A 26664-nucleotide genomic window follows, 5' to 3' on the forward strand; every position below is an offset into this window, starting at 1 on the left:
CGTTGTGTTTTTTTCCAGCGTATCAGATAATAGATCCATAGGAAAAACAGAATTATCGAATTTAATCCATTCGAATTTCCGATGGGAGAGGATGAACGTATGGAATCGCGTCATTTGTTTACGTTTTTGGTGGTGGTTGAGGCCGACAGCTTTACCCGGGCTGCCCAGCAGCTGGATTATGCGCAGTCCAGTGTGACGGCGCAGATTCAGGCTTTGGAGGCAGAAATCGGCTTGCCGTTGTTCGATCGAATCGGCAGAAAAATCGTCTTGACCGATGCGGGGCGGCGGCTGCTTCCTTACGCGCAGGAGATCGCCAAAATCCACGAAATGGCCAAAAATGCGCTGCACCCCGCGGCCGAAATGGCAGGATCTCTTAAAATCGGCGCACCGGAATCCCTGGCCGCGTTCCGATTGCCGGAGGTGATTCGTCATTACCGGCAACGTTACCCCCTGGTGCAGATCGTGCTTAAGCCCGGTCAATGCTGGGAATTAAGGGATTTGGTGCGTTCGGGGGAACTGGACGTGGCCTTCCTGCTGCAACCGGAGGTGGAAGATCGGGATTTGCAGATCGAAACGCTGGTTCATGAACCGATGGCGTTGGTAGCTCCGGCCGACCATCCGTTAAGACATGAAGCAGAGGTTGTGCCGGATCAACTGAAGGATCAGACGATCCTGCACACCGAAAGCGGCTGCTCTTATCGAACTTTGTTTGAGCGTTACTTGAATAGCCACGGCGTTTTTCCCGACCCGAATTTGGAGTTCTGGAGCATCGAAGCGATCAAACAGTGCGTGATGTCCGGGCTGGGAGTCTCCTTCTTACCGCTGGTCACCGTGCGCAGTGAGCTTGCGGAAGGCAAGCTGGTGAAGCTGAATTGGAATGACGAATCGCAGCGGGTGGCGACGCAGTTGGCATTACACCGGAAGAAGTGGCGATCCCCTGCGTTGGAGCAATTCGTCTTGATGATTCGGGAACAAGCGGAGCGATGGCGGGAAGAAGCCGCTTTGTAGTCCTGACATAAGGTTATACAACATAATTTCGTTAATTTTCGCCAATACTCCCTATAGTTTACTAAGAGCTTGAGGGAGGCTTGGCTTATGGGCAATGGCAAGGCTGGCGAAAAAGGAATCTCGACGTTTCACTTAACGATGCTGGGGCTGGGGACGATTGTCGGAGGTTCGTTTTTTCTCGGTTCCAGCGTGGCGATTAAAGCAGCGGGTCCCAGCATTTTGATATCGTTTATTCTGGGCGGATTGCTGGTATACATCATTCTCTATGCCCTCTCGGAAATGACGGCGGCTGACCCGGTGCCGGGCTCGTTCCGGACGTATGCGGAGCGGAGCTTTGGCCGCGGGATTGGCTTTATTACCGGTTGGGTATATTGGGTGGGCTTGATTCTGGCGATGTCCAGTGAATCGATCGCGGCGTCCACCTTTCTCAGGGAATGGTTTCCGAACTTTCCGGAGGTCGCGATGGGCATGCTCATCATCGTGGGGATCACGCTGCTTAATTTGCTTGGGGCCGATTATCTGAGCAAGCTTGAGAGCGGTCTGGCGGCGGTGAAGCTGCTGGCCATCGTCGGGTTCATCGTCATTGGCCTGGCCTTGATTGCGGGCTGGATTCCGGGGACTCCGGCCGCTGGGTTAGGCGAGCTGCGAAGCGAAGCGTGGTTTCCCGGCGGGATTGCAGGGATTGCAGGCAGTATGCTTATCGTGATGTTCAGCTATTCGGGATTTGAGGTGATCGGCTTAGCCGCTTCCGAGGTGGAGAACCCGAAAAAGACAATTCCCCGGGCGATTAATATGACCCTGATCAGTTTGCTAGCCCTCTATATCGCCGCGATCGCCGTGATTCTGATGTTGTATCCGACGCAAGGAATGGTTGCGGACCAAAGCCCGTTAGTTTTAGCCTTAACCCGCTGGGGAATGGGATGGGCCGGGACACTGATTAATATCGTGATGATTACGGCGATTCTGTCCACCATGCTGGCTTCGACGTTTGGGCTTGCCCGGATGCTGCGTTCGCTGGCCGCGGAAGGCCACGCCCCCGCATGGCTTAAAGACCGACATGATATCCCGTACAAGGGCATCCTGTTCTCGGGAGCCGCCATGCTGCTCGGCTTGGCGATGGGGTACCTGCTGCCTCAGCAGGTGTACCTCTTTCTAGTCAGCTGCGGCGGATTTTCGCTGTTGTTCTCCTACTTTATCATTTTGGCCTCCCACTATCGCTGGCGGCGTGTAACGCCTTGCTCTCCGGAAGCTGCATGTCAGCTTCCGGGTTTCCCGTATACGTCCTGGGTTGGTCTTATCGGCATGGTCGCTATCATTGTGAGCATGCCCTTTATTTCCGGACAAGGAACTGGTTTGGTGGTTGGATTAGGATTAACTGCGCTGCTCGCCGGGATCTACTGGGTGAAAGAGAGACGGAATCGAGTACCGGCTGCGTCCGGTCAACGCCCGATTCCTGCGCCGCTGATGGAAGCGGCCGAGGAGATCACCGGTAATCGCGATGTTCGGGAGACGGCGGATGAAGCATCGGACTCGACGACCGTGACGAAAAAGAAAAATTAACAGCATAGGCCGCTTATGATCCAAGACCTGCTCCGATTCTTTTCGGGGGAGGTCTTTTTTCGGGGAGTGATTCGACCGAATCCAGAGATGGAGCATAGAAAGAAATGGTCGATGGTGGTAAAGTAGACGAAGCATAACTAGTGGAAGTTTTTTACCCCAAAAGGAGCCTGGGATCATGGAGTTGTCCGTTCTTATCTTGCTTGGAGTCATCGTTATCTTTGTTGCTGGATTTACCCAAGGGCTGACGAGCTTTGGATTTGCGCTGATTGCGACGCCGATTCTGGGTCAGATCATCCCGCTGCAGCAAACCGTACCCATCGTCGTGATATTGAGTCTTTGCACCAATGGGATCGTATTTGCCGGTTGCTACAAACACGCTGATATTCGCAAGATATGGCTCCTGATCCTCTCCAGTCTGCTGGCGGCTCCGCTGGGGACGTATCTCTTGCTGTTTCTGAGTGCGGACATCTTAAAGCTGGCAACGGGTGTAGTCATCGTCCTTGTAGCTGCACTGCAGCTGGCAGGCAAGACGTTTCCGATCAAGCGGGACCGATTGGCCTACCTGCCCGTCGGTGCAGCGAGCGGGCTGCTGAACGGCAGCATCTCGATGAGCGGCCCGCCGGTTGCTTTGTTTTTATCCAATCAGGGCGTAGGCAAGGAGACGTTTCGGGCCAATATTTCGGTGTACGGCATTTTCCTGAACATTGTGACGATCTTAACCTATCTGTATGGGGGATTGCTGACCCCGGAGACACTTCATTATACGGCGTGGTTCGTGCCCAGTATGCTGGTTGGCGTATTCGTTGGCATACGTGCACTGAAGAAGCTCAACGAGCAGCGGTTTAAGCGCATCGCCCTGTGGCTGATCGCCGCTTCCGGCGTCTGGACGATCATCGGTGTTTTGATGGGGTGAGTTAGTTGGATTATGGTTTATGAAAAGGGGGGATAGACCGTGATTAGGCTGGAGCAGGCGGTAGAGCGGGACATCGAAGGTATTGCACACGTTCATATTGAAAGCTGGAAAACCACATACCGAGGGTTAATTGCTGATGAATTTCTCGACCCAATCACCCAAGAACGTCGAGTCAAGCTATGGTTAGACATCTTCGCCTCACTTCAGGATGACGATAGAATCGTAGTAGGCAAAGATGGAGATTGCGTTGTTGCCTTTGCCCACGGTGGGAAATGTCGGGAAGCTGAATTAGGTTATGAAGGGGAACTTTACTCCATCTATATTCTCAAAGAATACCAAGGAATGGGTCTAGGACAGCAACTGCTGAACCATATCATCAATCACCTGCGCAGCAAAGGTAATACATCGATGATGGCTTGGGTTTTGGAGGGTAACCCATCAATTGACTTTTACCTTCGCATGGGGGGCAAACCCTTTAGCAGCAAAGAAATCCAGATCGGCAACGAGGTGAAACGCGAAATTGCAATCGGTTGGAGTCTTGTTGAATAGGAGGTGCCACAAATGAGCCATATCAGCCTTTCGTCTCTGGTTTGGCTGTTTCTCGTGGTGTTTGTGATTCACGACATGGAGGAGATTATCTGGGTAGGACCTTGGGCGAAGCGGAATCGCCAGAAGGTGGTGGCCGCCGTCCCGGCGAGCCTGAAGCGCTCGTTAACCCAGATGCTGGACATCACTAGCGGTCAATTCGCCGTAGCCGTGCTCCTGGAATTTATCGTTTTTGTTCCGTTTACGCTGATAGCGGCGGAGCAGGGGAGGTACTTTATTTTTCTGGCGTTTAATACGTTATTCTTCTTGCATGTGTTTACCCATGTCGCCCAATCGTTGTATCTGAAAATGTACACCCCGGGCGTCGTCACTGCTATCCTTATTGTGCTGCCTTATTCGTTACTGCTGTTTAACCGCTTACTTTCGGAAAAAGTAGTGACTTGTGGAGAAATCCTGCTCAGCCTCCCGGTAGGCCTGCTGGTTGTGCCCCTGGTGCTGGCCGGGCATGAGTTGGGGAAGCGCTGGGTAAAATCCTAGACTCTCTCTCACCAAGAAGGGTCACCCACCCCCCTTCCCGACACGCTCCCCGTCCACCATCAACATTCGCTTGAACGAAGGAGACGGCCCGCTTTCCGTCAGCACCGTAACACCAACCCGAATGGGACGGAACGGCTCATGTTCATCATGAGCATACGCGGGATACGATGAAAGGCTATTCCCGCCAATTCACGCTGTTCACCAGCAAGTTGATCGCCTCCTATTTTTGTTCATGGGAATCATCACTTAAGCGTAGCACGTGTTCTTCATACCTGTGTTAAGTCTAGAAACCAGCTTTTCTTCAAGTTCAGTCCTTTGTTCTTATATATATGGTTTGTGAAACTGACAACATTCGTCTATTCCTTGGCGATGAAATTTAGCTTGGAAACGCATCAGACAAGGCTTTGCCGATTACATTGGTAATAAAGAAAGCGATTTCATGAATAGGGGTAGCTTTCTCGGTTGAGGTCAGTGTATCATAGTTTTTGTAAGAAGTAATTTTTATAGTGAAGCGTTTTTGATATACGACCCGGCTGGAGATAGGTCCATATCCGAAGCTGGGTCCCGTTATTTACGAAACAGAAAGGATTGAAGCTGATGGATTCACTGCTGATCCGTCCGGCAACACTGAACGACATCGACGGCATTCGCGAGGTAGCTGTGGAAACCTGGAACAGTACCTATGAAACGATTTATCCGGAGCATTTTATCGCCACGTATTTAACCCACGCCTATGCGAAAAGCAGCTTGGAGCAAAGCATTACGCTGGACGAAGCGCAAGCCGCGCGGAAGTTTCTGGTCGCGGAATGGGAAGGGGAGATCGTCGGGTTCGGCCAACTAACGGAAGCGGATGATGAAGGGGTTAGTGAACTGACTCGACTTTATATCTTAAAAGAGCATCAGCGCAAGGGCATCGGCAAGAAATTGCTTAATGAGTTGATTCGTCTGAACCCGTTAATTAAAGAAATTTACGCCTGGTGTGAACGTGAGAACGACATCGGCACGCTCTTTTATAAATCCAATGGATTTGTATATACCGAAGAAAAAGAAGAAGTTCTGTTCGATTATCGTACGTTGATGGCCAAGTATGTGAAAAAAATTTAACTTTAATTTGGAGGCCCTGGTTTGGGAAACGTAGATAAACGCAATCGTTTGGATGAAGAGATTTTTTCTTACGAGATGACGAAAAACCGAAAAGTGTTCATTTCTTGGAATGGGTGCAGGGTCACCACACTCTCGGGGAAAGAAGCGGAGAAGTTTATCACGCGTATCCAGAGCGCGGCGACTCCTAAAGAAGTCCAACTGATCATGGCGAAAGCCACGGGGCATTTTAAACACGGCAACGAAAAATAGTGGAAGTTAGTTGGAGAGGGAAGTAAAGTGACCACCTATCTGGTAATCGTGTGCGTCCTAACCATGATTATTCATGCGGCGGAGACGCTGTCGTATTCTATACGCTATGCCGGTGTGAAACTGAACAAAATTGCCGTGGCGCTGTCCTTGACAGGCATTGTTGTGCTCGTCTCCAGAACGGCCAATCTGATTCAGTCGCCGATGACCGCCAAATTCATTGATTATTCCAAGCTGCACCCGGATTTCCAAGTCATGAACTACTTGCGGATCATTCTGCTCGCTGGTTCTGTCGGAACTCTATTGGCGATGCTTCTGTTTCCGACTTGTGTGAATCTGTTTGGACGTGTGATCGCGAAGCTGGAGGTCACCGGGTCCTTGCCCAAGCTCGTAACGAGCGTGACAATCACCCAGCTCAAAAACGTCAGGCATCATTTACGTAAACCAACCCTTCGCCTCCGTTCGTATCGTTTGCTGGGGGTTCCGAAACGGTTTATTTTGCTGAATATCGCGGTGACTGCCTTCTATACGGTTGGCGTGTTGGCTTCCTTGTATGCTGCTTATCTGGTGCCGGAGCTGAGTACAACCGCTTCGCAGGCTTCCGGCATCATTAACGGTATCGCTACGATTCTGCTGACGATCTTCATCGATCCGCAATTGGGGCTCATTACCGATCGGGCGATGCATGAGGAGGAGTCCCGACAGCAGCTGGGGAGGATCTATATTATGTTGATGGGCGCCAGATTTATCGGAACATTAGCGGCACAACTCATCATCTTCCCTGCTGCATATATGATTGCCATGGTGGTGCAGTGGATTTAGACTTCTACCGAAAGGTTGCGATAGGATGTCGGACTCGATTCCGAAGCTGCAATGGCTGGAGTGGGCAAAGCAAATTCAGGCCATCAGTCAGGCCGGGCTGGCTTATTCCAAAGATATGTACGATCTTGAACGCTTTGAGATGTTGCGTGGGCTTAGCGTGGAAATTCTCAGCCGTTATACCGAAGTCGAGACGGAGAAGGTTAAAACGCTGTTCGCAGGCGAAACCGGCTATGCCACCCCAAAGGTTGATGTGCGCGGCGTAGTGTTCCAGGATGACCGGATTCTACTCGTCCGGGAACGGGTTGACGGGGCGTGGGCATTGCCTGGAGGTTGGGCCGATATCGGTCTTTCGCCCAAAGAAGTCGCGGTTAAGGAAGTGAAGGAGGAGGCCGGTCTCACCGTCGTTCCTGTGCGGTTGCTGGCGGTGTTGGACAAGAAATTCCACGATCATCCTCCGGAGGCGTACCATATCTACAAAATATTTATTTTGTGCGAGAGGGTCGGAGGTCAAGCGGAAGCCGGAATGGAGACGTTGGAGGTCGGATTTTTCGGTCGTGACGAGCTTCCGCCTTTATCGCTTGAACGAAATACGCCCAAACAGATTCAACGCCTGTTTGATTTGCGGCACAGCACCGAAGTATGGTTTGACTAACGTTAGGCGATTCCTGAACGGAAGGCGGGTTTCACCCCATGACTCCTAAACGAAAAACCTTAATCTTTCTGATTGTGTCGCAGCTCATTTATGCGATGTTCTCCGTGGCATGGTTGATTGTGCTTGGCATTTCCGCGTATCTCTTTCATGATTCCGGTGAGGTTCACCTAGGAATGCGAGCATTATTCGCTTATCTTCAGGCTTATCCTGGTGGTCTGCTGCTCGCGCTGATCCTGGGCTGGACTTATTTCGCCAAGGGCAAGTACAAACAGGCAGTTTGGTGGAATCTGCTGCCGTTATTATGGGTGATTCCTTATCTCGGAATATTTATTTATGCGAATCTTTTTGCTTAATTTTGCATGGCAAGATGTACGTTTTCCTATCCAACCTCACGTTGGTTTTGGTATAGTAGAAGCTAGGACTACTATTGATGCATCCCGGGTTGGGATCTACTAACGGATAGGAGAGAGCAGAGAGATGAGCAAATTGATGTTAGGCGTTCCTTTGGAAGGATTTGCCGAGTATAGCAGAATCGCGGCAGCTGAAGGCGGCGTCCTGCTAAAAAATGAAAACGCTATGCTTCCGATTCGAGAGCATGAAATTGTATCCGTTTTCGGAAGATGCCAAATTGATTACTATCGCAGCGGGACAGGCTCTGGCGGTGCGGTGAACGTCCCTTATGTCGTCAGCATTTTGGACGGACTCCGGGCGAATCCTCGCATCCAAGTGAATGAACAGCTGGCGAAGCAATATGAGCAATGGATTTCCGAGAATCCGTTTGATAACGGCGGCGGCGGTTGGGCTGCGGAGCCTTGGTGCCAGAAGGAAATGCCGCTAACCGACGAAATCGTAGCGCAAGCGAAGCAAGCTTCAAACAAGGCGATCGTCATCATCGGCCGGACGGCCGGCGAGGATAAGGATAACGCCGATACCGAAGGAAGCTATCGGTTAACGGAACAGGAGCGGCTGAATCTGGAAACGGTTACCCGGCATTTCGATCAGGTGGCTGTGTTGATGAATGTGGCCAATGTCATCGATATGAGCTGGATCAACGATCCGATCCACCAAGGCCGGATTCGGGCAGTGATGTTCGTATGGCAGGGCGGGATGATTGGCGGTCATGCCGTGGCTGACCTGCTCTCGGGGGATGTCACGCCAAGCGGTAAACTGCCGGACACGATCGCTTATCACATTGAGGATTATCCGTCCACAGCCAACTTCGGCAGTGAAGAACGGAACCTCTATGAGGAAGATATTTATGTCGGTTATCGTTACTTTGAAACGTTTTGTCCGGACAAGGTCCTGTTTCCGTTTGGATACGGGCTCTCCTATACCTCCTTTGCCTGGAAGGTGCAAGGCGTGAAGCTCGAAGGAGCGGATACAGATGCCCGGCTGGAGGTCCAAGTGGCGGTAACGAATACCGGATCGGATTTTAGCGGGAAAGAAGTAATTCAGTTGTATTATGAAGCACCGCAAGGCGTATTGGGCAAACCGGCCCGGGCGCTTGGAGCGTTCGCGAAAACGAAGCTGCTTCAGCCTGGCGAGACCGATGTGCTGACCCTGCAACTGCCGGTACGGCGGATGGCGTCCTATGACGATGGCGGCTATACCGGGCATAAATCCTGTTACGTGCTGGAAGCTGGCAATTATGAGCTTCATGTAGGCAACAGCATCCGAAATACGGAGCGGGTAACGGTGGACGGGAAAGCCGCCTACCATTTGGCTGAACTGGTGGTTGTGGAGCAGTTGGAGGAAGCTGCGGCTCCTACGGAACGTTTTTCCCGGATTAAACCAGGAAGCCGGAAATCGGATGGGACGTATGAGATCGTCCGGGAGGAAGTGCCGCAGCGCACCATTTCGCTGAAGGAACGCATCGAAAGCAGACTGCCGGAAGCCTATCCGCAAACGGGGAACCGCGGAATTAAATTAAAGGACGTTCAAGCCGGCAAAGCGAGCTTGGAGGAGTTTGTCGCCCAACTGAGCGATGCGGACCTGGCTACGATTGTACGCGGTGAAGGCATGAGCAGTCCGAAGGTTACACCTGGAACGGCTTCCGCTTTTGGCGGGGTGGGGGAGAACTTGTTGGAATACGGAATCCCGGTGGCTTGTAGCGCCGACGGTCCTTCCGGCATCCGCATGGACAGCGGCTTGAAGGCGACTCAGCTGCCGATCGGAACGTTGCTTGCATCCAGCTGGGATGTTGACCTCGTAGAGTCGTTATATGTGCTGGAGGGCCAAGAGCTGCTGCAAAATGAAATCGACACCTTGCTGGGCCCGGGGATTAACATCCATCGCCATCCGTTAAATGGGCGAAACTTCGAGTATTTTTCCGAGGATCCTTATTTGACGGGCTGCTTTGCGTCGGCGGTGACGCGGGGCATCAAGAAGGGCGGTTCGTCCGCAACCGTGAAGCATTTTGCCGGCAATAACCAGGAGAAGGCGCGTTCGAAAGTGGATACGGTCGTCTCGGAACGGGCGTTGCGCGAGATTTATCTCAAAGGCTTCGAAATGGCGGTCAAAGAAGGGGAAGCCTCGTCGATCATGACTTCCTATAACCCGGTGAACGGGCATTGGGCGGCATCCAACTATGATCTGAATACGACCATTCTCCGGAATGAATGGGGATATCAGGGCATTGTCATGACGGACTGGTGGGCGGTTATGAACGACTGCGTTGAAGGCGGTCCGGCCGACGCGAAGAACACGTCCTTTATGGTACGCGCGCAAAACGATCTATATATGGTCGTTAACAACAATGGTGCGGAAATCAATTCGCTGGGGGATAATACGCTGGAAGCCTTGGCTAACGGCACCTTGACGGTTGGCGAACTGCAACGGTGTGCCATGAACATTTGCCGATTTTTACTGAATGTGCCTGCATTAGCGCGGGAACCGAAACCGGTTGACGAAGTCCGCCTGATCAAGGCTGTTCAAGGTGATCTGCCGGTTGCTGGCGAAGGAACGGACGTATATACGCTGTCCCATTCGCAAAGCGCTAAGGTTATGGCGGATGCCGGAACTGCGGTGGTGAAGGTTCAGGAAGCTGGGGTGTACACTGTTACAGCGCATATCCGTTACGAAGCGATGAACCTGTCGCAGTCGGCCTGCAATCTGCTGCTGAACGGAGAACTGCTGACCACGGTACAGACGAACGGTACGTTTGGCAAGTGGGTCACGCAGAAGCAGCTCCGGATCGAGCTGACGGAAGGCGATTACGAGCTGAAGTTTGATTATATCAAGCCGGGGCTGGAGATCGGCTGGATCGAGTTTATTTAACCCATAAAAAAGGGATGTGCCCTTCTGCATCACAGCGGGGCACATCCTTTTTAATTTTGGTCCAGTTAAGCTTTAAGGCATCGAGAGGAATCCGTCCTTAAAGATTTCCAGCAAATACTCCAGCGTAATCGGATCGCTGTAGGTAGAAGCTGCGGTATCGATTTCGATTACGTGACCGTTCTTGACGGCCGGGATATTTTTCCACGTATTGGATTGCAAGAACTCGTTTTGGGCTTCTTTGTTCTGGCTCAGTACGATGTAATCTCCAGCATACTCGGGAATGATTTCGTTTGATAAGGTGTAGTAGCCCGGACCCAACGCATCTTGTTTGGCTTTTTCCGGCATGTTCAGCTCCATCATCTGATACAGCAGTTCCGTTCCGCGGGCCCAGTTGTCCCCAAATACATAGAAGTTCTTCGTATCATATTCAAACACAGACACGGTGGCGTCTTTGCCGATCTTGGCTTTGATCTCTTCGCCTACGGCTTTGGCCCGCTTCGTAAAATCTTCAACCCAAGCTTGGGCTTCTGCCTCCTTGTTGAGCACTTTCCCGATTTCTACTTGCTGGGCTAAATAGTCCAGCTTGCCCCATGTATAAATGATCGTTGGAGCGATTTCGCTTAGTTTATCGAGATTCTTCATATGCGATCCGGCAATGATCAGGTCCGGCTCCAAAGCGAAGATTTGCTCCGGATTGTCTTCGGACACGACGGCGACGTCCTTTAATTTCTCGGTAAACAGCGGGTTATTCATCGTCCAGGTATCAACGCCAACCAGCGATCCTCCCAGGGCCACGACGTTTGGAGCGTACGTCAGAGCCACGATGCGCTTTGGATTGGCAGGAATTTCGATCGGACCGTTCTCCGATTGATATGTAACCGTACCGGAAGCCGTCTCCGCCCCCGCGGAGTCGTTTCCGCTCGTCTGATTGGTCTCTGATGAGTTGTTTGCCGCAGAATTCTGCTGTGCTGTCTCATTGCCGCAAGCACCAGCCAAAACCGTGAAGGCTAAAATAAGGGGAATAAACAGCTTCTTCATGAGTGATTCTCCTTGTTCACATATTTATGATAATGATTCTCACTATCACACTATGAACCACATTACGAATTTCTTCACGGTTTGTCAATACTCATTCTTAAAGGTATCTTCTAGCAATTTCTTAAGCTTCGATTCGGTTGCGGTTCCTTCGATTGGGGTATACACGCTGCAGCGCAAATCGGCATCCCCCTGAACCTGAAGTGAGGTTAAATTAAACAGCATTTTGCCGGCTTTGGCATGGCGGAATTCGATCATGACCTCCGGAGCCGCGCTGACCTCACTCTGGTTCCATAGCTCTTGGAAATCCGGGTATTGCCGTGACATCCGGTCGATAAATTGTGAATACCAAGGGTCGGCAACGTATTGTCCGTAATACGCGCGAAAGATAGCCAGGAACCCCCTGACGAAATGAGGCCAGTTCACGGCCAGGCTGCGCAGTTCTTTCTTGGCGAACAGCAGGTAGATCAAGTTGCGATCCTGCTCTGGGATTTGCTCGAAGTCCACAAACACCTGGGCAGCGGCAGGATTCCAGCCTACGATATGGCAGTGGCGGTCGGAGATGATCGTCGGGCAATATTTCAGCTCTTGCAAAATTTTATGGAGCGACGGGGTAATTACCGGCTCCTTCTCAACCCAATCGGGATGAAAGCCGCTGTCGGACGCCAAGTCAAACAGGTACTTGCGTTCGTCGGCGTTTAGTCTAAGCGCTCCGGCGATCGCGTCCAGAACGGAGGAGGATACCTTGATATCCCGGCCTTGTTCCAGCCAGGTATACCATGTCGTGCTCACCCCGGCGAGCTGGGCGACCTCCTCGCGGCGCAGGCCGGGCGTTCGCCGGCGGGAGCCTGCCGGAAGGCCTACGGTATGGGGATGCAGCTTGGCGCGTTGCGTTTTTAAAAATTTCGATAAGGCTTCTAATCTCGGTTCCGTGCTCATCCGCGGAGATCCTCCCTGAATCATGGCTTAATATGTTACCCATTATACTAGGATAACTAAAAACTTGTAATAGGATAATCTGCAGCTACAATAGATTACGACAGATTGTACTTCCTGCATATGAAATGCCTAAAGGAGGATGTTTTATGGAACGAGTGGTTATTACCGGAATGGGTATTGTATCCCCGCTGGGCAATGATGTAGATACATTTTGGCAAGGGTTAAAAGAAGGACGCTCCGGGATATCGCAGATCGAACGTTTTGACGTTACGGATTTTAGCACCAAGATCGCCGGGCAGGTTCGAGGGTTTGACGGCGAGGCAATCTTCGGGCGAAAGGAAGCCCGCAAAATGGATCTCTTCTGCCAATACGCGTTGTTCGCCGCAGAACAGGCAGTTCAGGACGCCGATCTCAATCCGGAGCTGATCGACCGCGAGCGCTTTGGCGTGTATGTCGGCTCGGGCATCGGCGGGATTGAAACGTTGGCGGAAAACGTTAAAGTGCTCGAAAATCGCGGACCTAACCGGGTGAGCCCGAGTCTGGTGCCGATGATGATCTCCAATATGGCGGCTGCTCAGATCAGCATCCGTTTCGGCGCGTTAGGCGAGACGCTGTCTCCGGTTACGGCTTGCTCGATCGGCAATTCGTCGATCGGCGAGGCGTTCCGGCTGATCCGCAGCGGCGAAGCCGATGTGATGATCGCCGGCGGAACCGAAGCGGCGGTGCATCCGCTTGCGCTGGCCAGCTTTGGCAATGCAACCGCGCTCTCCAAGCGGAACGAAGCTCCGGAGCAAGCCAGCCGGCCGTTTGACGCGGACCGCGATGGCTTCGTGATGGGCGAAGGCGCCGGGATCGTGGTACTCGAGTCGCTGTCGCACGCATTACGCCGGGGAGCACGCATTCACGGCGAGTTGATCGGCTACGGTGCAAGCTCCGATGCCTACCACGTGGTCGCTTCGCATCCCGAAGGCGCAGGCGCCTATCTGGCGATGAGACGAGCGCTCGTCTCGGCGGGGATCACGCCGGAGCAGGTTGATGTGATCAGCGCCCATGCGACAAGCACCCCGGTCGGCGATCTTGGGGAGACGAAGGGGATCAAAAAGGCGTTTGGCAAATACGCCCATCGCATTCCGATTACGGCTAACAAATCGATGACCGGCCATATGTTTGGTGCGGCTGGCGGCGCGGAAGCTATCGCCCTGGTCCAAACGCTGAAGGAAGGCATCATCCCGCCGACGATCAATCTGATGAACCCCGATCCGGAATGTGATCTCGATAACGTGCCCAATGAGGCGCGCCGGGCCGAGCTTAAGATCGGGTTATCCAACTCATTTGGATTCGGCGGACATAACGCCGTGATCGTCGTGCGTAAATATGAGGAATAGGTTCAACCCAACCAACCGTCCCGTCGATGCGGGACGGTTTATTTTTATTTCACAGGTCAGGCAACATTAGGTAGCCCTTACGCGTTAGGATAGGTAAGGGACGCCGCAGGATGAAATACAGATGAATCCGACAAAGCCGGCATCGTGCGGAAGTCTTGAAATCTGAAACCACAGGGGGGGCATATTGATGGGGAAAAGGGGAAAAAAGATAACGGTTTGGGGCGTTATCATTATGCTTCTGCCTCTGCTGCTTAGCGGTTGCGGGAGTGCAAGCAATGACGTTGCCTCGAATTCGTCGGCTTCTAAAGAAGCGATGAATCAAGCAAGCAGCTGGGCGGAAACCGAAATGGATGGAGCAGGCGCTGCTGAGACTGCAACTGATGTGGCCACAGCACCCGCGACCGGCTCTGTCGCACCGGATTCAGCGGCGGCTGGGAATGTGGGGAACGACAGCGAGGCGGTGAACTCCACGTCGGGACTTCAGCAAGCTAGTACCGATGCCGGGCTCAACCGCAAGCTGATCTACCAGGCACACGTCGTGATGGAAGTGAAGGACTACGCCAAGGCACAATCGGAGATCCGCAATCTGGTGACGCTGGCGGGCGGCTACATCGTAGAATTTTCCGAGAACCAATCGCAGCACGAGCTTGGCGGCAACTTTGTACTCAAAGTACCGGCGGCTGGCTTCTCCTCGTTCCTGGACCGGCTGGAGGGATTAAAGCCCGAGTCATTGCAGCGGAACATCCAAGGACAGGATGTCTCGGAGGAGTATGTTGATCTGGAATCCCGATTAAAGGTCAAACAAGCGATGGAAGCACGGTACCTGAAATTCGTCGAGGAAGCGACCCAGACCAAGCAACTGGTTGAATACGTTAATGAGCTGGAGCGGATTCAAACGGAGATCGAGCAAATTAAAGGGAGAATGCGGTACCTCGACAGCAATGTGTCCTATTCAACGATTGATATCCGCGTCTTCCAGCCGGATCCGTCGAAGCTGACAGCGGCATCCAGCGATGATACGCCCTTGCTGGAACGGATGAAAAAAGCCTTGACCGGCAGCATCGACGTCTTGTCGCTCTTCTTCCAGTGGCTTGTCGTATTCGCAGCAGGGGCGCTGCCGCCGCTTGTCATTGCCGCCCTTATCGTCATCCCGATCTGGATCAAGCGCCGGAAGAACCGGGAGCAGCGCGAACGCCGCCGTGCTGAGCTTAAGGCTTCCAAAGCGACCTCGCCGCAACGGGAAACGATGCCTACCTCCAGTACAGAGGAAAAACAAGAGGATGTGGGTCATGTGGATCACCCGGAGTAACATTAAATTCAAGAAACGAATAAAAAAGTAAGCCCAAGGAAAAAAAGTCCTTAGCGCTTATTTTTTTGTGTGGGACTGGATCCAATTTACTTCATCTTAAACTAAACTTAAACGAATTCAATTTCGTTCTATGTTAAGATAACGGAACAAAACGCGGAAGTGAAAGGTTTGAAGATGGATGCTGAGAGATTATCTATAACTCCTGAGAGACATCAAGTATTTGCCGCTAGCAACCGTGGCGTTGGCCGGCGCCTATATGCTGAAGCGGACGCCGCTCAGCAGCAACCGGTAATCACAAGATTTAAGCCTCACTGAAGTATTCGCTTAAAAACTCACGGAAGCGCCGCGCCGCTTCAGACAAATAACGGCGTTCCAGCCAAGCAACGGAGTAGACCCGCCGGCAATCCGGGCTTTCGATTCGCAGCATCGGGTAGGCTGGGCGTTCATCCTTCCGGCAGGCCGGCATGAAGGCAACGCCTAATCCGGCTTGAACGAGGCTGCCCAACGCGCTGGGTTCATCGACCTCGCACACGATGCGCGGACGGAAGCCGGCGGCATGGCAAAACGACTCGTTGATTTTGTGAAACGGATGCCCCGTTTTATATTCAATGAAAGATTCGTCCGCCACGTCTTCGAGGCGGATGTTTTCTCTATCTGCCAGCCGGTGGCCGGGCGGTACAGCTAAGAAGACTTCGGCATTCAGCACCGGCTGTTCACACACCCCGGGATAATCCAGTGAGGAAGCGGTGAAGCACAGATCCACCTCGCCGGACTCCAGCAGCTGAATCATCTCCGCAGCGGATGCGGGGGACGTCTGGAGAATCCGGAAGTTGACCTCCGGATAGACTTCGCGAAAAGCCCTCAGTGCGGACGTAATCCGCCCCAGCGTATTGGTGGCCAAATGAATGCTGCCGCGCTCCATTCCCGCCAGATCCGCCACCTCACGGCGCCCCTCCTCCAGGACATCCAGCGCGGCCTCTACTTTTTTCAAGAAGGCTTTGCCAAAGGCGTTGAGCCGAATTTGACGATTTTGCCGATCAAACAGCGGGACCCCCAGGTCCTCCTCAAGCCTGGAGATCGTCTTGCTGAGCGCAGGCTGGGCAATATGCAGCTCTTGGGCAGCACGGGTCATATGCTCCAAACGAGCGACAGTGCGAAAATATTCCAATTGCAGCATCTCCATGTCGATGCCAACTCCTTTAGATTTACTCTGAATCGATAACCTTAAGTTTATGAATCTATAATTTAATATATTTTTTTCATTATTATTATTCAATCATACAATAACTTGTGAGGAGATCGATAGGAGGAGATTGCGATGAAAAATGCTGTTTCTACCGGTACGTCTGCTGCGAGTGAGAAGCTGATCCACATTTTGGCGTTTACGATGACTTTGTCATCCATGGGCGCCACGCTTTTTAATATCGTACTTCCGGATATGAAAGAGGAATTTGGCTTGTCCGTGACTCAGGTCAGCTGGGTAACAACGATTTATGGACTGATTTATGCCATCGGTGCGGTGATCTATGGGAAATTGGCCGATGCTTTTTCGTTGAAAAAGCTGCTGACGTTTGGATTTCTTCTGTTCTGCGTAGGTTCGCTCATTGGACTTTCGGCGCAGGCGTATTGGATGGTCTTGCTGGGCCGTACGCTGCAATCTGCGGGAGCCTCTGTAGTGCCTGCTGCGGCGATGATTATTCCGGTGCGGTATTTCCCGGCCGGACGTCGCGGATACGCGCTCGGAATTACCGCTACAGGACTTGCGATCGGCGGTGTGCTTGGGCCTGTCGTCTCCGCGCTGCTAGTGAGTGTGGTCGACTGGAGATGGTTATTCTGCGTGCCGATGCTGATGCTGGTGACGTTGCCGTTTTATCGGAAGTACCTCAGCGATGAACCGCTTCAATCCGTCCAAATCGACTGGCTTGGCGGAGGCTTGCTTGCCGGTACAGTTACCCTGTTGTTGCTTGGGGTGACCTATGGGGGATGGGAGTTGTATTTGGGCAGCTTCATCGGGTTTCTGCTGTTTGTTTGGCGCATTCTACGTGCCCAGCAGCCGTTTGTGAATCCGCGGCTTTTTCGGAATAAAAGCTATTCGTTTGGTCTCCTGCTGTCGGTGCTGGTTATGGGGATCGGGTATGCGCTGCCGTTTCTCACGCCGCAGCTGCTGGCTGAGGTGAACCGGCTTCCTGCTGGCTGGATTGGATTTGCGATGGTGCCGGGAGCTGCCGCATCGGCCATCCTTGGCCGCAAAGGAGGCAGGCTGGCGGACACCAAGGGCAATGCCTTTGTGTTTTATCTGGCGTCGTCGTTGCTCATTAGTTGCTTCTTGCTTTACTCCGGGGTGTCCGGGGCATCGGCGGGTTGGGTTGCCGCGATTCTGATTCTTGGGAATGTGGGACAGATGTTCATGCAGTTAGCGTTGTCGAACACGATATCCCGCACCTTGCCGAAGGAGCAGACAGGGGTAGGCATGGGGATGCTGTCCATGCTGAGCTTTTTGTCCGGCACGGTCGCGATCAGCCTTTACGGCAAAGCTGTGGATTTCGGAGCGACGTCCCATTGGAATCCGCTAAATCCATTTGAGGGTTCCGCCGTGTATTCCAATGTCGCTCTGGTTTTGGCGCTGCTGCATATCGGCATCCTGCTGTTCTACCGTTATTATGCTCGGCAATTTGGAGGTGCGACGAAGTCTTTGCTGAGTGACGGAATCCGTGTGGCAAAGCATGAATAAATCACAAATATCCATATAGAAGATCACTTTATTCTCGTTACTCCTCCTGGGGTTGATAGTAGAATGGAAGAAGATGAACGCTAGTCCAATTTAGATGAGAACCTACCAGGAGGATCGAGAATGCCTATCTTTTTCGATGAAGCGAAAGGCCTTTTCCATTTGCAGTCCCGCAATACAAGTTACTTGATTCAATTGGTTCACGGGTATCCTGCCCATGCTTATTTCGGGGCCAAGCTGCGCCATGGCAGCAACCTCGATCAGCTGCTGACCTTCCAGGAACGCGCTTCGTTTAGTCCGAACCCGATCCCGGAGGATAAGTCGATTTCGCTGGATTCTCTCCCACAGGAATATCCGCAATACGGAACAAGTGACTTCCGGAGCCCGGCATATCAGGTGCGGCTTGCGAACGGTACCCGGGCAACCGAACTGACGTATCGCTCCCACCGGATCGTTCCGGGTAAGCCGGTGCTGAAGGGGCTTCCTGCTGTATATGTTGAGCAAGACCATGAGGCAGAAACGCTGGAGCTGGAGCTGGAAGATCGCGTTTCCGGACTGGTCGTCGTCCTGAGCTATACAGTGTTTGCTGATTTTGACGCCATCGCCAGATCCGCCCGGCTCACGAACGGAAGCAGCGAGTCGATCCAACTGGAGCGGGCGCTCAGCGCCTCGGTGGATTTCCCGGACGCGGCTTACGACGCCTTGTATTTATCCGGCGCTTGGGCTCGTGAACGCCATGTGCAGCGCAGACGGCTCGCACCGGGGGTGACCGGGATCAGCAGCCGCCGCGGGTCGAGCTCCCACCAGCAGAATCCGTTCCTGGCGCTGCTGCGGCCGGATGCGACGGAGCAGCATGGTGAGGTTTATGGCTTCAGCTTGGTTTACAGCGGCAGCTTTACCGCTGAAGCCGAGGTTGAGCAGTTTGGGACAACCCGGGTTCAGATCGGGATCAACCCTTTTGACTTTACGTGGAAGCTGGAGCCGGGCGAGAGCTTTCAAACCCCGGAGGCGGTGCTTGTGTATTCTGCTGATGGGCTGGGAGGCATGTCCCGAACCTATCACCGGTTGTATCGGACTCGGCTCTGCCGCGGGCAATTCCGCGATCAGGAGCGGCCAATTCTCGTTAATAACTGGGAAGCGACGTATTTTGATTTCAACGCGGACAAGATCGAGGCGATTGCCCAAGCGGGCAGCGAGCTGGGCATCGAGCTGTTCGTGCTCGACGACGGTTGGTTTGGCCGGCGCGACCGGGATAACAGCTCGTTAGGCGACTGGTTCGAGGACCGCCGCAAGCTGCCTGACGGGCTCAAGGACCTGGCCCGCCGCGTGAAGGACACCGGGCTGCAGTTCGGCCTTTGGTTCGAGCCGGAAATGGTCTCCCCGGACAGCGATCTGTACCGGGCGCATCCCGACTGGTGTCTGCACGTTCCGGGGCGGCGGCGGACAGAAGCCCGCGACCAGCTGGTGCTGGATATGTCGCGCAGCGATGTGCGTCAGTATCTGTATGAGCGCTTAAGTGCCATTTTCTCGACGGTGCCGATTACGTACGTGAAATGGGACATGAACCGGAACATGACGGAGATTGGTTCAGCGGTCAGCCCGGCGGAGCGGCAGGGGGAAGTCGCCCACCGTTATATGTTGGGGCTTTACGAGCTCTTGGAGCGTCTGACGAGCGAGTTCCCGCAGATTTTGTTCGAAAGCTGCTCCGGCGGCGGCGGGCGGTTTGATCCGGGCATGCTGTACTACATGCCGCAGACTTGGACGAGCGATGACACGGATGCGGCGGAGCGCTTGAAAATTCAATACGGCACCAGCATCGTATATCCGGTGTCGACGATGGGCGCGCACGTCTCGGCGGTGCCAAACCACCAAGTAGAGCGGACGACCCCGCTGACGTTCCGAGGGGATGTGGCCATGTCCGGCAATTTTGGCTACGAATTAGATCTTACCCGGTTTACGGAAGAAGAGAAGGAGACGGCCAAACGCCAGATCGCACTCTACAAAGAAATCCGCGGATTGGTGCAGCAAGGGGATCTGTACCGTCTGCAAAGCCCGTTCGAAGGAAATGAGACGGCGTGGATGTTCGTTAGCCCGGATCAGAGCGAAGCGTTGCTGTTCTATTTCCGCGTCCTTGCGGAACCTAATGGCCCGCTGCGCAGCGTCAAGCTGCAAGGACTTGACCCGGCCAAAGATTACGAGGTGGCCGGAAGCGGCGAAGTGTATGGCGGCGACCGTTTGATGAACGCTGGCTTGTCCATGGCTTCGGTGCGCGGCGATTTCAGCAGCAAGATGGTTCACTTGAAAGCGAAGTTATAAATAACGCAAAGACCTGAGGGAGGTTAACTCCATCAGGTCTTTTTTTGATGATGCTTACGCAGGTTTCACTACATCACGGCAGCCGGGGAACATCCCCGTGGAAATGGCGATGCGGTTCCAGCAGTTGATAACTTTCATCCCTAATCCCTCCATTGGATAATGATTTGTGCTTACGCTAGACTCCTCATATCTTATCGAAAAAAGAAAAATAACCCAGCCCCTATGCAAAAGGGACTGGGCGGTGGGTGGTTCGATTAAAACTTGAAGATATGTATCGTCTTCTGCAGCTGGAACACGGCATTTTTCATCGCTTCGGCCTCTTCGGCCATCGCGCGGATCGAGGTAATTTGCTCGTTCATGGATGCCGAGACTTGTTCCGTGCCTGCCGCGGATTCCTCGGTGATGGCGGAAATGTTCTGAATCGCCGATGAGATGTTCTGCGCACTCTCCAGCATCTCCTCGCTCTCTCTGGCGAATGCGGCGATTTCCTCACTAATATACTGCACGCTTTGCACGATCTCTTGGAAGATTTGCTCTGCTTCCCGGATCATTTCGCTTTGCTGCCGGACAACTTCTTCATTGATTTTAATGTTCTGTCCAGCTTGCTTCACGTCTTGTTCGATGCTGCGAACTAGATTAAATACCTCTTTGGTTGAGGCGGTGGATTCTTCAGCCAGCTTGCGAACCTCGTGGGCAACCACGGCAAACCCGGCTCCATGTTCGCCCGCCCGCGCCGCTTCAATCGAAGCGTTCAGCGACAGCAGATTAGTCTGTTCAGCAATTTCAGAGATGGTTGCCGTAATTTTGGTGATCCCCTGCGCGTTTTTCGCCAAAGCCTCGATGGACTCAGCCACTTTCTCAGTTGCTTCGATGTTCTTGCGCATCCCGCTCGCTTGACGGGAGACGGACTCACGTCCACGCTCTACCAATTGAATCATTTCTTCGGAACGCTGATTCATCTCACGGGAGGCTTCGGTGTAATTGCTCACCTTCTGCTCAATCTCGCCAATCGCGTCCTTCATGCCGCTGACATCTTCGGAGATGGCGTTGGCACCAAGAGCCAGCTCGTTGGAGGAGTGGGTGACTTGGGTCATGACTTCAATCAGCTCCTGATTGCGGTCGGAAATCTTCCGGCTGGAATCCATTACCTTGCGGGTGATATCCGACGTTTCCTGGAGGATCTTGCGCAGCTTGTCCACCATGCTGTTGAAGGAGCGGCTGAGATCATCCATGCCTCCGGATTCCGAAATTCGACTGGTAAAATCCCCTTTGGCGATTTTGGCCGAAGCGCTGGTGATATCATCGAATGAATCCGTAAGCGCTTTCTGGAGGTAACGCGAAAGCGGGAAGGTAAGCGCTGCCAACACGACGATCAGCAAGATACCGATGACGATATGTCCCAGCAGGATGAAGGCGAGCAGCGATGGTACGGCAAAGAGCGCGGCCACAAGATAACAGGCAGCGGAGATCTTTCCGGATAAGGGAAGTCGGTTGAACCATGTCATGGGATTCATGTCCTCCTTAAGTAATAGGTGAATTCTACCATGATTATATCATTCAACACGTCAGGGGTATAGAATGAAATCTTCCGCGAAATGCTATCCGAAGGTTGAAAATCATCCAATTTTGTCTATTGATAATATTTGTGATACCCATATTGACAATAAACTTGATGCTCTGTTAAATATAGTAATGGATTGTTTCGCATACGAAATATTAAAGAGTAGAACTAAGTGTTAAAGGATGAGCACCGTTTGGACCAGAAGCAACGCATGCATGAGATCGTGGAATCCTTCCGCGAGGTGAAGAGAGCCTTTTACCAATTGCTATCCAAACAAGCCGAGCCCTTCGGCATCACCGGCATCCAGTTCATGGCCTTAAAGCGAATTCATCATCATCCGCAAATCGGGGTGACGGAGCTTGCCGAACAGATGCGGATGGGGAACAGCACGGTCAGCGGTGTGATTGATCGTCTGGTCAAAGCGGGGCTCGTGGAGCGCGGACGGGTGGACAGCGATCGGAGGTCCGTGTTCTTGCAAATCACCGACAAGGGAATGGAGGTATATCGGAAGACGGACCTCGAATATACCCGGGCGTTCTCGGCGGTCCTGGAGGCAGCGGGGGAAGACATCGACCAGATGCTGCAAACCCACCGCAAAATTATCGCATCCTTAGAGAAAGTGAGAGAGGAAACCTATGAACAGTAATACTGCTGCTGTACCGGCCGTTAACTTCAAGAGATGGCCGATTGTAATGGCGCTATTAATCGGGGCATTTGTGTCCCTCCTGAACCAAACCTTGATGAACGTTGCCCTGCCGAAAATGATGGACGACTTGGGCGTTGGAGCGACGACGATCCAATGGTTAACGACTGGATTTATGCTGGTGAACGGCGTTTTGATTCCGATCAGCGCCTTTTTGATGGAACGATTTACGACACGGATGCTGTTTATTTCCGCCATGGTTTTGTTCTCGGCGGGCACATTCATTTGCGGAATCGGTTCTAACTTTGAAATGGTGCTCATCGGGAGACTGGTGCAGGCGGCCGGCGCCGGTGTGCTGATGCCGCTGATGACCGTCGTCTTCCTGACGATCTTTCCGATTGAGAAGCGCGGGCAAGCGATGGGGATGATGGGGATCGCCATGATCTTCGCCCCTGCGGTTGGACCAACGCTCTCCGGCTGGATCATTGAGCATCACCCATGGAATGTTTTGTTCTGGATTATTTTCCCGTTTGCGGTTCTTTCGATTATTCTTGGCGTAATCTTTATGAAAAATGTAACCCAGGTTGGCCGTCCAAACCTGGACGTCTTGTCGATCATCTTGTCGACAATCGGCTTTGGCGGTATCTTGTATGGGTTTAGTGAAGCTGGCAGCACCAGCTGGGGCGAGACAGATGTTGTCGTCAGCCTGATTGTCGGCGTTATCACCTTGGGCTTGTTCCTGTGGCGTCAACTGATATCGGATAAGCCGCTGCTGGAGTTCCGCGTATTCCGTTACGATATGTTTTCGCTGACTACGATCATCAATGTGGTGATCACCATGGCGCTGTATGCGGCGATGATCTTGCTGCCGATTTACCTGCAGAACATCCGCGGCTTCTCCCCCGTGGAATCCGGGCTGCTGTTGATGCCGGGGGCAATTTTGATGGGGATTATGTCGCCGATTACCGGGATGATCTTTGACCGGATTGGCGCTCGCTGGCTGGCGGTTATCGGGTTGACCATCACCACCGTAACGACCTGGGAATTCAGCAATTTGACCGTAGATACGACGTATACTCATCTCATCTTGATGTACACCGCACGGATGTTTGGGATGTCGATGTTAATGATGCCGATTCAGACGGCCGGTCTCAACCAACTGCCGGCGCGGCTGAATGCCCATGGCACCGCGATGTCCAACACGCTGCGGACCATCTCGGGAGCATTGGGGACCGCACTTCTCGTGACGATCATGTCCTCGCGTGCCAAGGATAAGGCGGCCGAAATGATTCTCGCGGCCGGAATTAATCCGAAAGACCCGGCTAACGCCCAACAAGTCGCCTTGATCACTCGGGATGCGACGATCAACGGGATTGATTTTGCCTTTGTCGTGGCGACGGGGATTACGCTGGTGGCTCTCATCTTATCGTTCTTTATCCGCAAAGTGCAGGTAAATAAAGAAGGTCAGGGAACTGGGAAAGAGGAAACCGGCATGAAACCTGCGAAGGCTTAGTGAGTTCTCCCATAATTAGAAAAGGTACAACCACTCGATTGGAGCAGTTGTACCTTTTTCATTTTCGCACCTTATTGAGAACAGGGGCTTACCCAAGCTCAACCTCGACTTGGTGAACGCCGCCGTCGCCAACCGGCGGAATGATGTTGCCTTGAATTGGCTGGCCGTCCACCGTGATGCTGGCCACGCCTTTTTCCACATGATTCGGGTTGCTCACGCGGATGACGTACGTGTCCCCCCGGAAGACGCGGGTGATTTCGTATCCGTCCCATGCCGACGGAATGCAAGGATCCACTTTCAGCCCTTTAAAGTCAGCTTGCACGCCAAGAATAGCTTGCGTGATTGCTACGTAGTTCCAGGCTGCCGTCCCGGTGAGCCAGGAGTTCTTCGCTTCGCCGTGACGTACGGCGTCTTTGCCGGCAATCATCTGCGAGTAGACGTACGGCTCCATCCGATGGATTTCGCTGATGTCCTCCAGGTAAGCCGGGGCGATTTTTTTGTATACTTCAAACGCCCGATCGCCGTGGCCCAATACGGTTTCCGCGATCATGATCCAAGGGTTGTTATGGCAGAAGATCCCGGCGTTCTCTTTGTACCCCGGCGGGTAGCTGGAGATTTCGCCCAGGTTCAGATAATACTTCGAATACGGCGGCTGTTGCAGCACGATCCCGTATTTCGTATCAAGGCGCTCCTCAACGGAAGCGAGCGCTTTGGCTGCCAAGCCTTCCTTGACGCCGATGCCTGCCATGACGCACATGCCTTGCGGCTCGATGAAGATTTGGCCTTCGGCGTTTTCCTTGCTGCCGACCTTCTCGCCGTAATGATCGTAAGCGCGCAGGAACCAGTCGCCGTCAAAGCCGTGCTCCAGCGTCGTTTTGCGCATTTTCTCCGTCCACTCCAGCGCTTCCTTCGCCTCGGATTCCAGCCCGCGGATCCGGCAGATTTCAGCGAAGTCTGGGCCTACGAAGACGAACAAGCCGGCAATAAATACGGACTCAGCTACGCGGCCTTCGATGTTCGCCGTAGTTTGGAACGACTCACCCGGCTCCTTGGAGAAGCAGTTCAGGTTGAGGCAATCGTTCCAGTCTGCGCGGCCGATCAACGGTAGACCATGCGGCCCCAGGTTGTGCACGACGTGGTAGAAGGAGCGTTTCAAATGCTCGAACAGCGTTGCGGTATTGTCCGGATTGTTATCAAACGGCACTTGTTCATCCAGAATGCTGATGTCGCCGGTCTCCTTGATGTAAGCCGCTGTACCCAGCACAAGCCACAACGGGTCATCGTTAAAGCCGCTGCCGATCTCGTTATTGCCTTTCTTGGTGAGCGGTTGATATTGGTGATATGCGCTGCCGTCCTCAAATTGCGTAGCGGCGATGTCGAGAATCCGCTCGCGGGCCCGTTCCGGGATTTGATGCACAAAGCCAAGCAAATCCTGGTTGGAATCGCGGAAGCCCATGCCGCGGCCGATCCCGGATTCGAAATACGAAGCCGAACGGGACATATTAAACGTCACCATACATTGATACGGATTCCAGATGTTTACCATGCGATTCAGCTTGTCGTCGCCGCTTTGGATTTGGTATTTGGACAACAGGCCGTCCCAATACGCAGCAAGATCTGCCAAAGCGCGGTCAACGTCGGCGTCCGTAGCGAATTTCTCGATCATCTCGAGCGCTGGTTTTTTGTTGATGACACCTGGGGATTCCCATTTCTCTTCTTCCGGCACTTCAACGTAACCGAGGATAAAGATCAGGCTTTGCGTTTCGCCTGGGGCAAGCTTCAGCGTCACTTCATGCGAGCCGATCGGGGACCAGCCGCTGGCTACGGAGTTGGAAGCTCTGCCGGCTACAACGACCTGCGGTTCGTGCAAGCCGTTATACAGCCCTACAAACGATTCGCGGTCCGTATCAAAGCCGTCGATGTCGCGGTTCACGGAATAGAAGGCATAGTGATTGCGACGCTCACGGTATTCCGTTTTATGATAGATGACGGAATCCAGCACTTCCACTTCGCCGGTGCTCAAGTTGCGTTGGAAGTTGGTCATGTCGTCCTGAGCGTTCCACAGGCAGAACTCGGCAAAAGAGAAGAGAGAGACTTTCTTCGTCTGGGAACTCGTATTCTTCACTGTCAGGCGATGCACTTCGCCGTTGTAGCCCAGCGGAATAAACGCCAATTGAGTGACCGAAATGCCGCCGCGTTCCCCGGTGATCGACGTATATCCCAAACCGTGCCGGCATTCGTAGAAATCCAGCTCGCGTTTGACCGGCATCCAGCCCGGCGTCCAGAAATCGCCGTTGTCGTGGTCGCGGAGATAGTAGTAACGTCCGCCGGTATCCAGCGGAATATTGTTGTAGCGATAGCGGGTCAACCGGCGCAGGCGCGCATCGCGATAGAATGTATAACCGCCGGCGGTATTGGAGATGAGTCCGAAAAATTGCTCATTGCCAAGGTAGTTAATCCAAGGGTAAGGGGTTTGCGGCGTATGAATCACATACTCTTTACGCTGATCGTCAAATGCTCCAAATTTCATGAACAGGAACTCTCCCTTCGTTTGTGAACGCGCGTTTATTT

Annotated in this window: 22 protein-coding genes; 17 read left to right on the top strand and 5 right to left on the bottom strand. The window is 53.0% G+C overall.

The window, feature by feature from the left end; translation table 11 throughout:
- Nucleotides 1-99 precede the first annotated feature (99 nt).
- The 11 genes from NSQ80_RS08470 (at nucleotide 100) to NSQ80_RS08520 (ending at nucleotide 10664) form a co-directional block, all read left to right on the top strand.
- The gene (locus NSQ80_RS08470) at nucleotides 100-1008 is read left to right on the top strand and encodes a LysR family transcriptional regulator (RefSeq protein ID WP_339302041.1); all 909 of its coding nucleotides are present in this window, start codon (nucleotides 100-102) and stop codon (nucleotides 1006-1008) included.
- A gap of 87 nt (nucleotides 1009-1095) precedes the next feature.
- Nucleotides 1096-2568 (top strand): amino acid permease, encoded by a 1473-nt coding sequence (locus NSQ80_RS08475; protein ID WP_009222914.1) that lies wholly within the window; start codon nucleotides 1096-1098, stop codon nucleotides 2566-2568.
- Nucleotides 2569-2743: 175 nt separating this feature from the next.
- Complete coding sequence (locus NSQ80_RS08480) at nucleotides 2744-3481, top strand: sulfite exporter TauE/SafE family protein (protein ID WP_009222915.1); 738 nt, start codon at nucleotides 2744-2746, stop codon at nucleotides 3479-3481.
- A 39-nt stretch (nucleotides 3482-3520) separates the two neighbouring features.
- Nucleotides 3521-4030, top strand: coding sequence for a GNAT family N-acetyltransferase (locus NSQ80_RS08485; protein WP_009222916.1), 510 nt, complete (start codon nucleotides 3521-3523; stop codon nucleotides 4028-4030).
- 12 nt (nucleotides 4031-4042) lie between these two features.
- Entirely contained in the window at nucleotides 4043-4564 is a 522-nt protein-coding gene (locus NSQ80_RS08490) for an HXXEE domain-containing protein (RefSeq protein WP_036643719.1), read from the top strand.
- A 597-nt stretch (nucleotides 4565-5161) separates the two neighbouring features.
- Nucleotides 5162-5668: a GNAT family N-acetyltransferase gene (locus tag NSQ80_RS08495; RefSeq protein WP_009222918.1), complete on the top strand. Its 507-nt coding sequence runs from the start codon at nucleotides 5162-5164 to the stop codon at nucleotides 5666-5668.
- Between the two features lie 21 nt (nucleotides 5669-5689).
- Nucleotides 5690-5917 carry a hypothetical protein gene (locus NSQ80_RS08500; RefSeq protein ID WP_009222919.1) on the top strand — a complete coding sequence of 76 codons (228 nt, stop codon included), beginning with the start codon at nucleotides 5690-5692 and terminating at the stop codon, nucleotides 5915-5917.
- Nucleotides 5918-5944: 27 nt separating this feature from the next.
- The gene (locus tag NSQ80_RS08505; protein WP_009222920.1) at nucleotides 5945-6736 is read left to right on the top strand and encodes a lipid II flippase Amj family protein; all 792 of its coding nucleotides are present in this window, start codon (nucleotides 5945-5947) and stop codon (nucleotides 6734-6736) included.
- A 25-nt stretch (nucleotides 6737-6761) separates the two neighbouring features.
- Nucleotides 6762-7388, top strand: coding sequence for an NUDIX hydrolase N-terminal domain-containing protein (locus NSQ80_RS08510; RefSeq protein ID WP_009222921.1), 627 nt, complete (start codon nucleotides 6762-6764; stop codon nucleotides 7386-7388).
- Nucleotides 7389-7426: 38 nt separating this feature from the next.
- Nucleotides 7427-7741 carry a hypothetical protein gene (locus tag NSQ80_RS08515; protein ID WP_009222922.1) on the top strand — a complete coding sequence of 105 codons (315 nt, stop codon included), beginning with the start codon at nucleotides 7427-7429 and terminating at the stop codon, nucleotides 7739-7741.
- 124 nt (nucleotides 7742-7865) lie between these two features.
- The gene (locus NSQ80_RS08520) at nucleotides 7866-10664 is read left to right on the top strand and encodes a glycoside hydrolase family 3 N-terminal domain-containing protein (protein WP_339302042.1); all 2799 of its coding nucleotides are present in this window, start codon (nucleotides 7866-7868) and stop codon (nucleotides 10662-10664) included.
- Between the two features lie 72 nt (nucleotides 10665-10736).
- Here NSQ80_RS08520 and NSQ80_RS08525 read toward each other — a convergent pair whose 3' ends face one another.
- Together NSQ80_RS08525 and NSQ80_RS08530 are read right to left on the bottom strand one after the other, a co-directional pair.
- Complete coding sequence (locus NSQ80_RS08525; protein ID WP_009222924.1) at nucleotides 10737-11702, bottom strand: iron-hydroxamate ABC transporter substrate-binding protein; 966 nt, start codon at nucleotides 11700-11702, stop codon at nucleotides 10737-10739.
- 84 nt (nucleotides 11703-11786) lie between these two features.
- The gene (locus NSQ80_RS08530; RefSeq protein ID WP_009222925.1) at nucleotides 11787-12638 is read right to left on the bottom strand and encodes a helix-turn-helix transcriptional regulator; all 852 of its coding nucleotides are present in this window, start codon (nucleotides 12636-12638) and stop codon (nucleotides 11787-11789) included.
- Between the two features lie 146 nt (nucleotides 12639-12784).
- Between NSQ80_RS08530 and fabF the strand changes: the two genes are divergently transcribed.
- A complete protein-coding gene (gene fabF, locus NSQ80_RS08535; RefSeq protein WP_009222926.1) occupies nucleotides 12785-14023 on the top strand; it encodes a beta-ketoacyl-ACP synthase II in 1239 nt (412 codons plus the stop codon).
- 187 nt (nucleotides 14024-14210) lie between these two features.
- The gene (locus NSQ80_RS08540) at nucleotides 14211-15332 is read left to right on the top strand and encodes a DUF4349 domain-containing protein (protein WP_339302043.1); all 1122 of its coding nucleotides are present in this window, start codon (nucleotides 14211-14213) and stop codon (nucleotides 15330-15332) included.
- Between the two features lie 301 nt (nucleotides 15333-15633).
- On the opposite strand, the gene NSQ80_RS08545 is transcribed toward NSQ80_RS08540, so the two are convergent.
- On the bottom strand, nucleotides 15634-16515 hold the full coding sequence (locus tag NSQ80_RS08545) for a LysR family transcriptional regulator (protein ID WP_260071719.1): 882 nt from the start codon (nucleotides 16513-16515) through the stop codon (nucleotides 15634-15636).
- A gap of 135 nt (nucleotides 16516-16650) precedes the next feature.
- Here NSQ80_RS08545 and NSQ80_RS08550 point away from each other — a divergent pair, with 135 nt between their 5' ends.
- Together NSQ80_RS08550 and NSQ80_RS08555 are read left to right on the top strand one after the other, a co-directional pair.
- The gene (locus NSQ80_RS08550) at nucleotides 16651-18063 is read left to right on the top strand and encodes an MFS transporter (RefSeq protein ID WP_339302044.1); all 1413 of its coding nucleotides are present in this window, start codon (nucleotides 16651-16653) and stop codon (nucleotides 18061-18063) included.
- A 120-nt stretch (nucleotides 18064-18183) separates the two neighbouring features.
- Nucleotides 18184-20376, top strand: coding sequence for an alpha-galactosidase (locus NSQ80_RS08555; RefSeq protein WP_339302045.1), 2193 nt, complete (start codon nucleotides 18184-18186; stop codon nucleotides 20374-20376).
- 254 nt (nucleotides 20377-20630) lie between these two features.
- Here NSQ80_RS08555 and NSQ80_RS08560 read toward each other — a convergent pair whose 3' ends face one another.
- The gene (locus NSQ80_RS08560) at nucleotides 20631-21881 is read right to left on the bottom strand and encodes a HAMP domain-containing methyl-accepting chemotaxis protein (protein WP_036643720.1); all 1251 of its coding nucleotides are present in this window, start codon (nucleotides 21879-21881) and stop codon (nucleotides 20631-20633) included.
- Between the two features lie 249 nt (nucleotides 21882-22130).
- Between NSQ80_RS08560 and NSQ80_RS08565 the strand changes: the two genes are divergently transcribed.
- Complete coding sequence (locus tag NSQ80_RS08565; RefSeq protein ID WP_260071716.1) at nucleotides 22131-22583, top strand: MarR family transcriptional regulator; 453 nt, start codon at nucleotides 22131-22133, stop codon at nucleotides 22581-22583.
- The gene (locus NSQ80_RS08570; RefSeq protein WP_009222933.1) at nucleotides 22573-24093 is read left to right on the top strand and encodes a DHA2 family efflux MFS transporter permease subunit; all 1521 of its coding nucleotides are present in this window, start codon (nucleotides 22573-22575) and stop codon (nucleotides 24091-24093) included. The genes NSQ80_RS08565 and NSQ80_RS08570 overlap by 11 nt, the downstream gene beginning before the upstream one ends.
- Nucleotides 24094-24181: 88 nt before the next feature.
- Here NSQ80_RS08570 and NSQ80_RS08575 read toward each other — a convergent pair whose 3' ends face one another.
- A complete protein-coding gene (locus tag NSQ80_RS08575) occupies nucleotides 24182-26623 on the bottom strand; it encodes a glycosyl transferase (RefSeq protein ID WP_339302046.1) in 2442 nt (813 codons plus the stop codon).
- Nucleotides 26624-26664: the final 41 nt, after the last annotated feature.

The organism is Paenibacillus sp. FSL K6-2441, assembly GCF_037964765.1.
GTDB lineage: Bacteria > Bacillota > Bacilli > Paenibacillales > Paenibacillaceae > Fontibacillus > Fontibacillus phoenicis.

Coding starts and splice junctions, on each gene's coding strand:
- NSQ80_RS08555 (WP_339302045.1), top strand. CDS start 18,184: ATGCCTATCTTTTTCGATGAAGCGAAAGGCCTTTTCCATTTGCAGTCC.
- NSQ80_RS08540 (WP_339302043.1), top strand. CDS start 14,211: ATGGGGAAAAGGGGAAAAAAGATAACGGTTTGGGGCGTTATCATTATG.
- NSQ80_RS08545 (WP_260071719.1), bottom strand. CDS start 16,515: ATGGAGATGCTGCAATTGGAATATTTTCGCACTGTCGCTCGTTTGGAG.
- NSQ80_RS08530 (WP_009222925.1), bottom strand. CDS start 12,638: ATGAGCACGGAACCGAGATTAGAAGCCTTATCGAAATTTTTAAAAACG.
- NSQ80_RS08490 (WP_036643719.1), top strand. CDS start 4,043: ATGAGCCATATCAGCCTTTCGTCTCTGGTTTGGCTGTTTCTCGTGGTG.
- NSQ80_RS08520 (WP_339302042.1), top strand. CDS start 7,866: ATGAGCAAATTGATGTTAGGCGTTCCTTTGGAAGGATTTGCCGAGTAT.
- fabF (WP_009222926.1), top strand. CDS start 12,785: ATGGAACGAGTGGTTATTACCGGAATGGGTATTGTATCCCCGCTGGGC.
- NSQ80_RS08475 (WP_009222914.1), top strand. CDS start 1,096: ATGGGCAATGGCAAGGCTGGCGAAAAAGGAATCTCGACGTTTCACTTA.
- NSQ80_RS08470 (WP_339302041.1), top strand. CDS start 100: ATGGAATCGCGTCATTTGTTTACGTTTTTGGTGGTGGTTGAGGCCGAC.
- NSQ80_RS08560 (WP_036643720.1), bottom strand. CDS start 21,881: ATGACATGGTTCAACCGACTTCCCTTATCCGGAAAGATCTCCGCTGCC.
- NSQ80_RS08510 (WP_009222921.1), top strand. CDS start 6,762: ATGTCGGACTCGATTCCGAAGCTGCAATGGCTGGAGTGGGCAAAGCAA.
- NSQ80_RS08480 (WP_009222915.1), top strand. CDS start 2,744: ATGGAGTTGTCCGTTCTTATCTTGCTTGGAGTCATCGTTATCTTTGTT.
- NSQ80_RS08575 (WP_339302046.1), bottom strand. CDS start 26,623: ATGAAATTTGGAGCATTTGACGATCAGCGTAAAGAGTATGTGATTCAT.
- NSQ80_RS08525 (WP_009222924.1), bottom strand. CDS start 11,702: ATGAAGAAGCTGTTTATTCCCCTTATTTTAGCCTTCACGGTTTTGGCT.
- NSQ80_RS08515 (WP_009222922.1), top strand. CDS start 7,427: ATGACTCCTAAACGAAAAACCTTAATCTTTCTGATTGTGTCGCAGCTC.
- NSQ80_RS08550 (WP_339302044.1), top strand. CDS start 16,651: ATGAAAAATGCTGTTTCTACCGGTACGTCTGCTGCGAGTGAGAAGCTG.
- NSQ80_RS08570 (WP_009222933.1), top strand. CDS start 22,573: ATGAACAGTAATACTGCTGCTGTACCGGCCGTTAACTTCAAGAGATGG.
- NSQ80_RS08495 (WP_009222918.1), top strand. CDS start 5,162: ATGGATTCACTGCTGATCCGTCCGGCAACACTGAACGACATCGACGGC.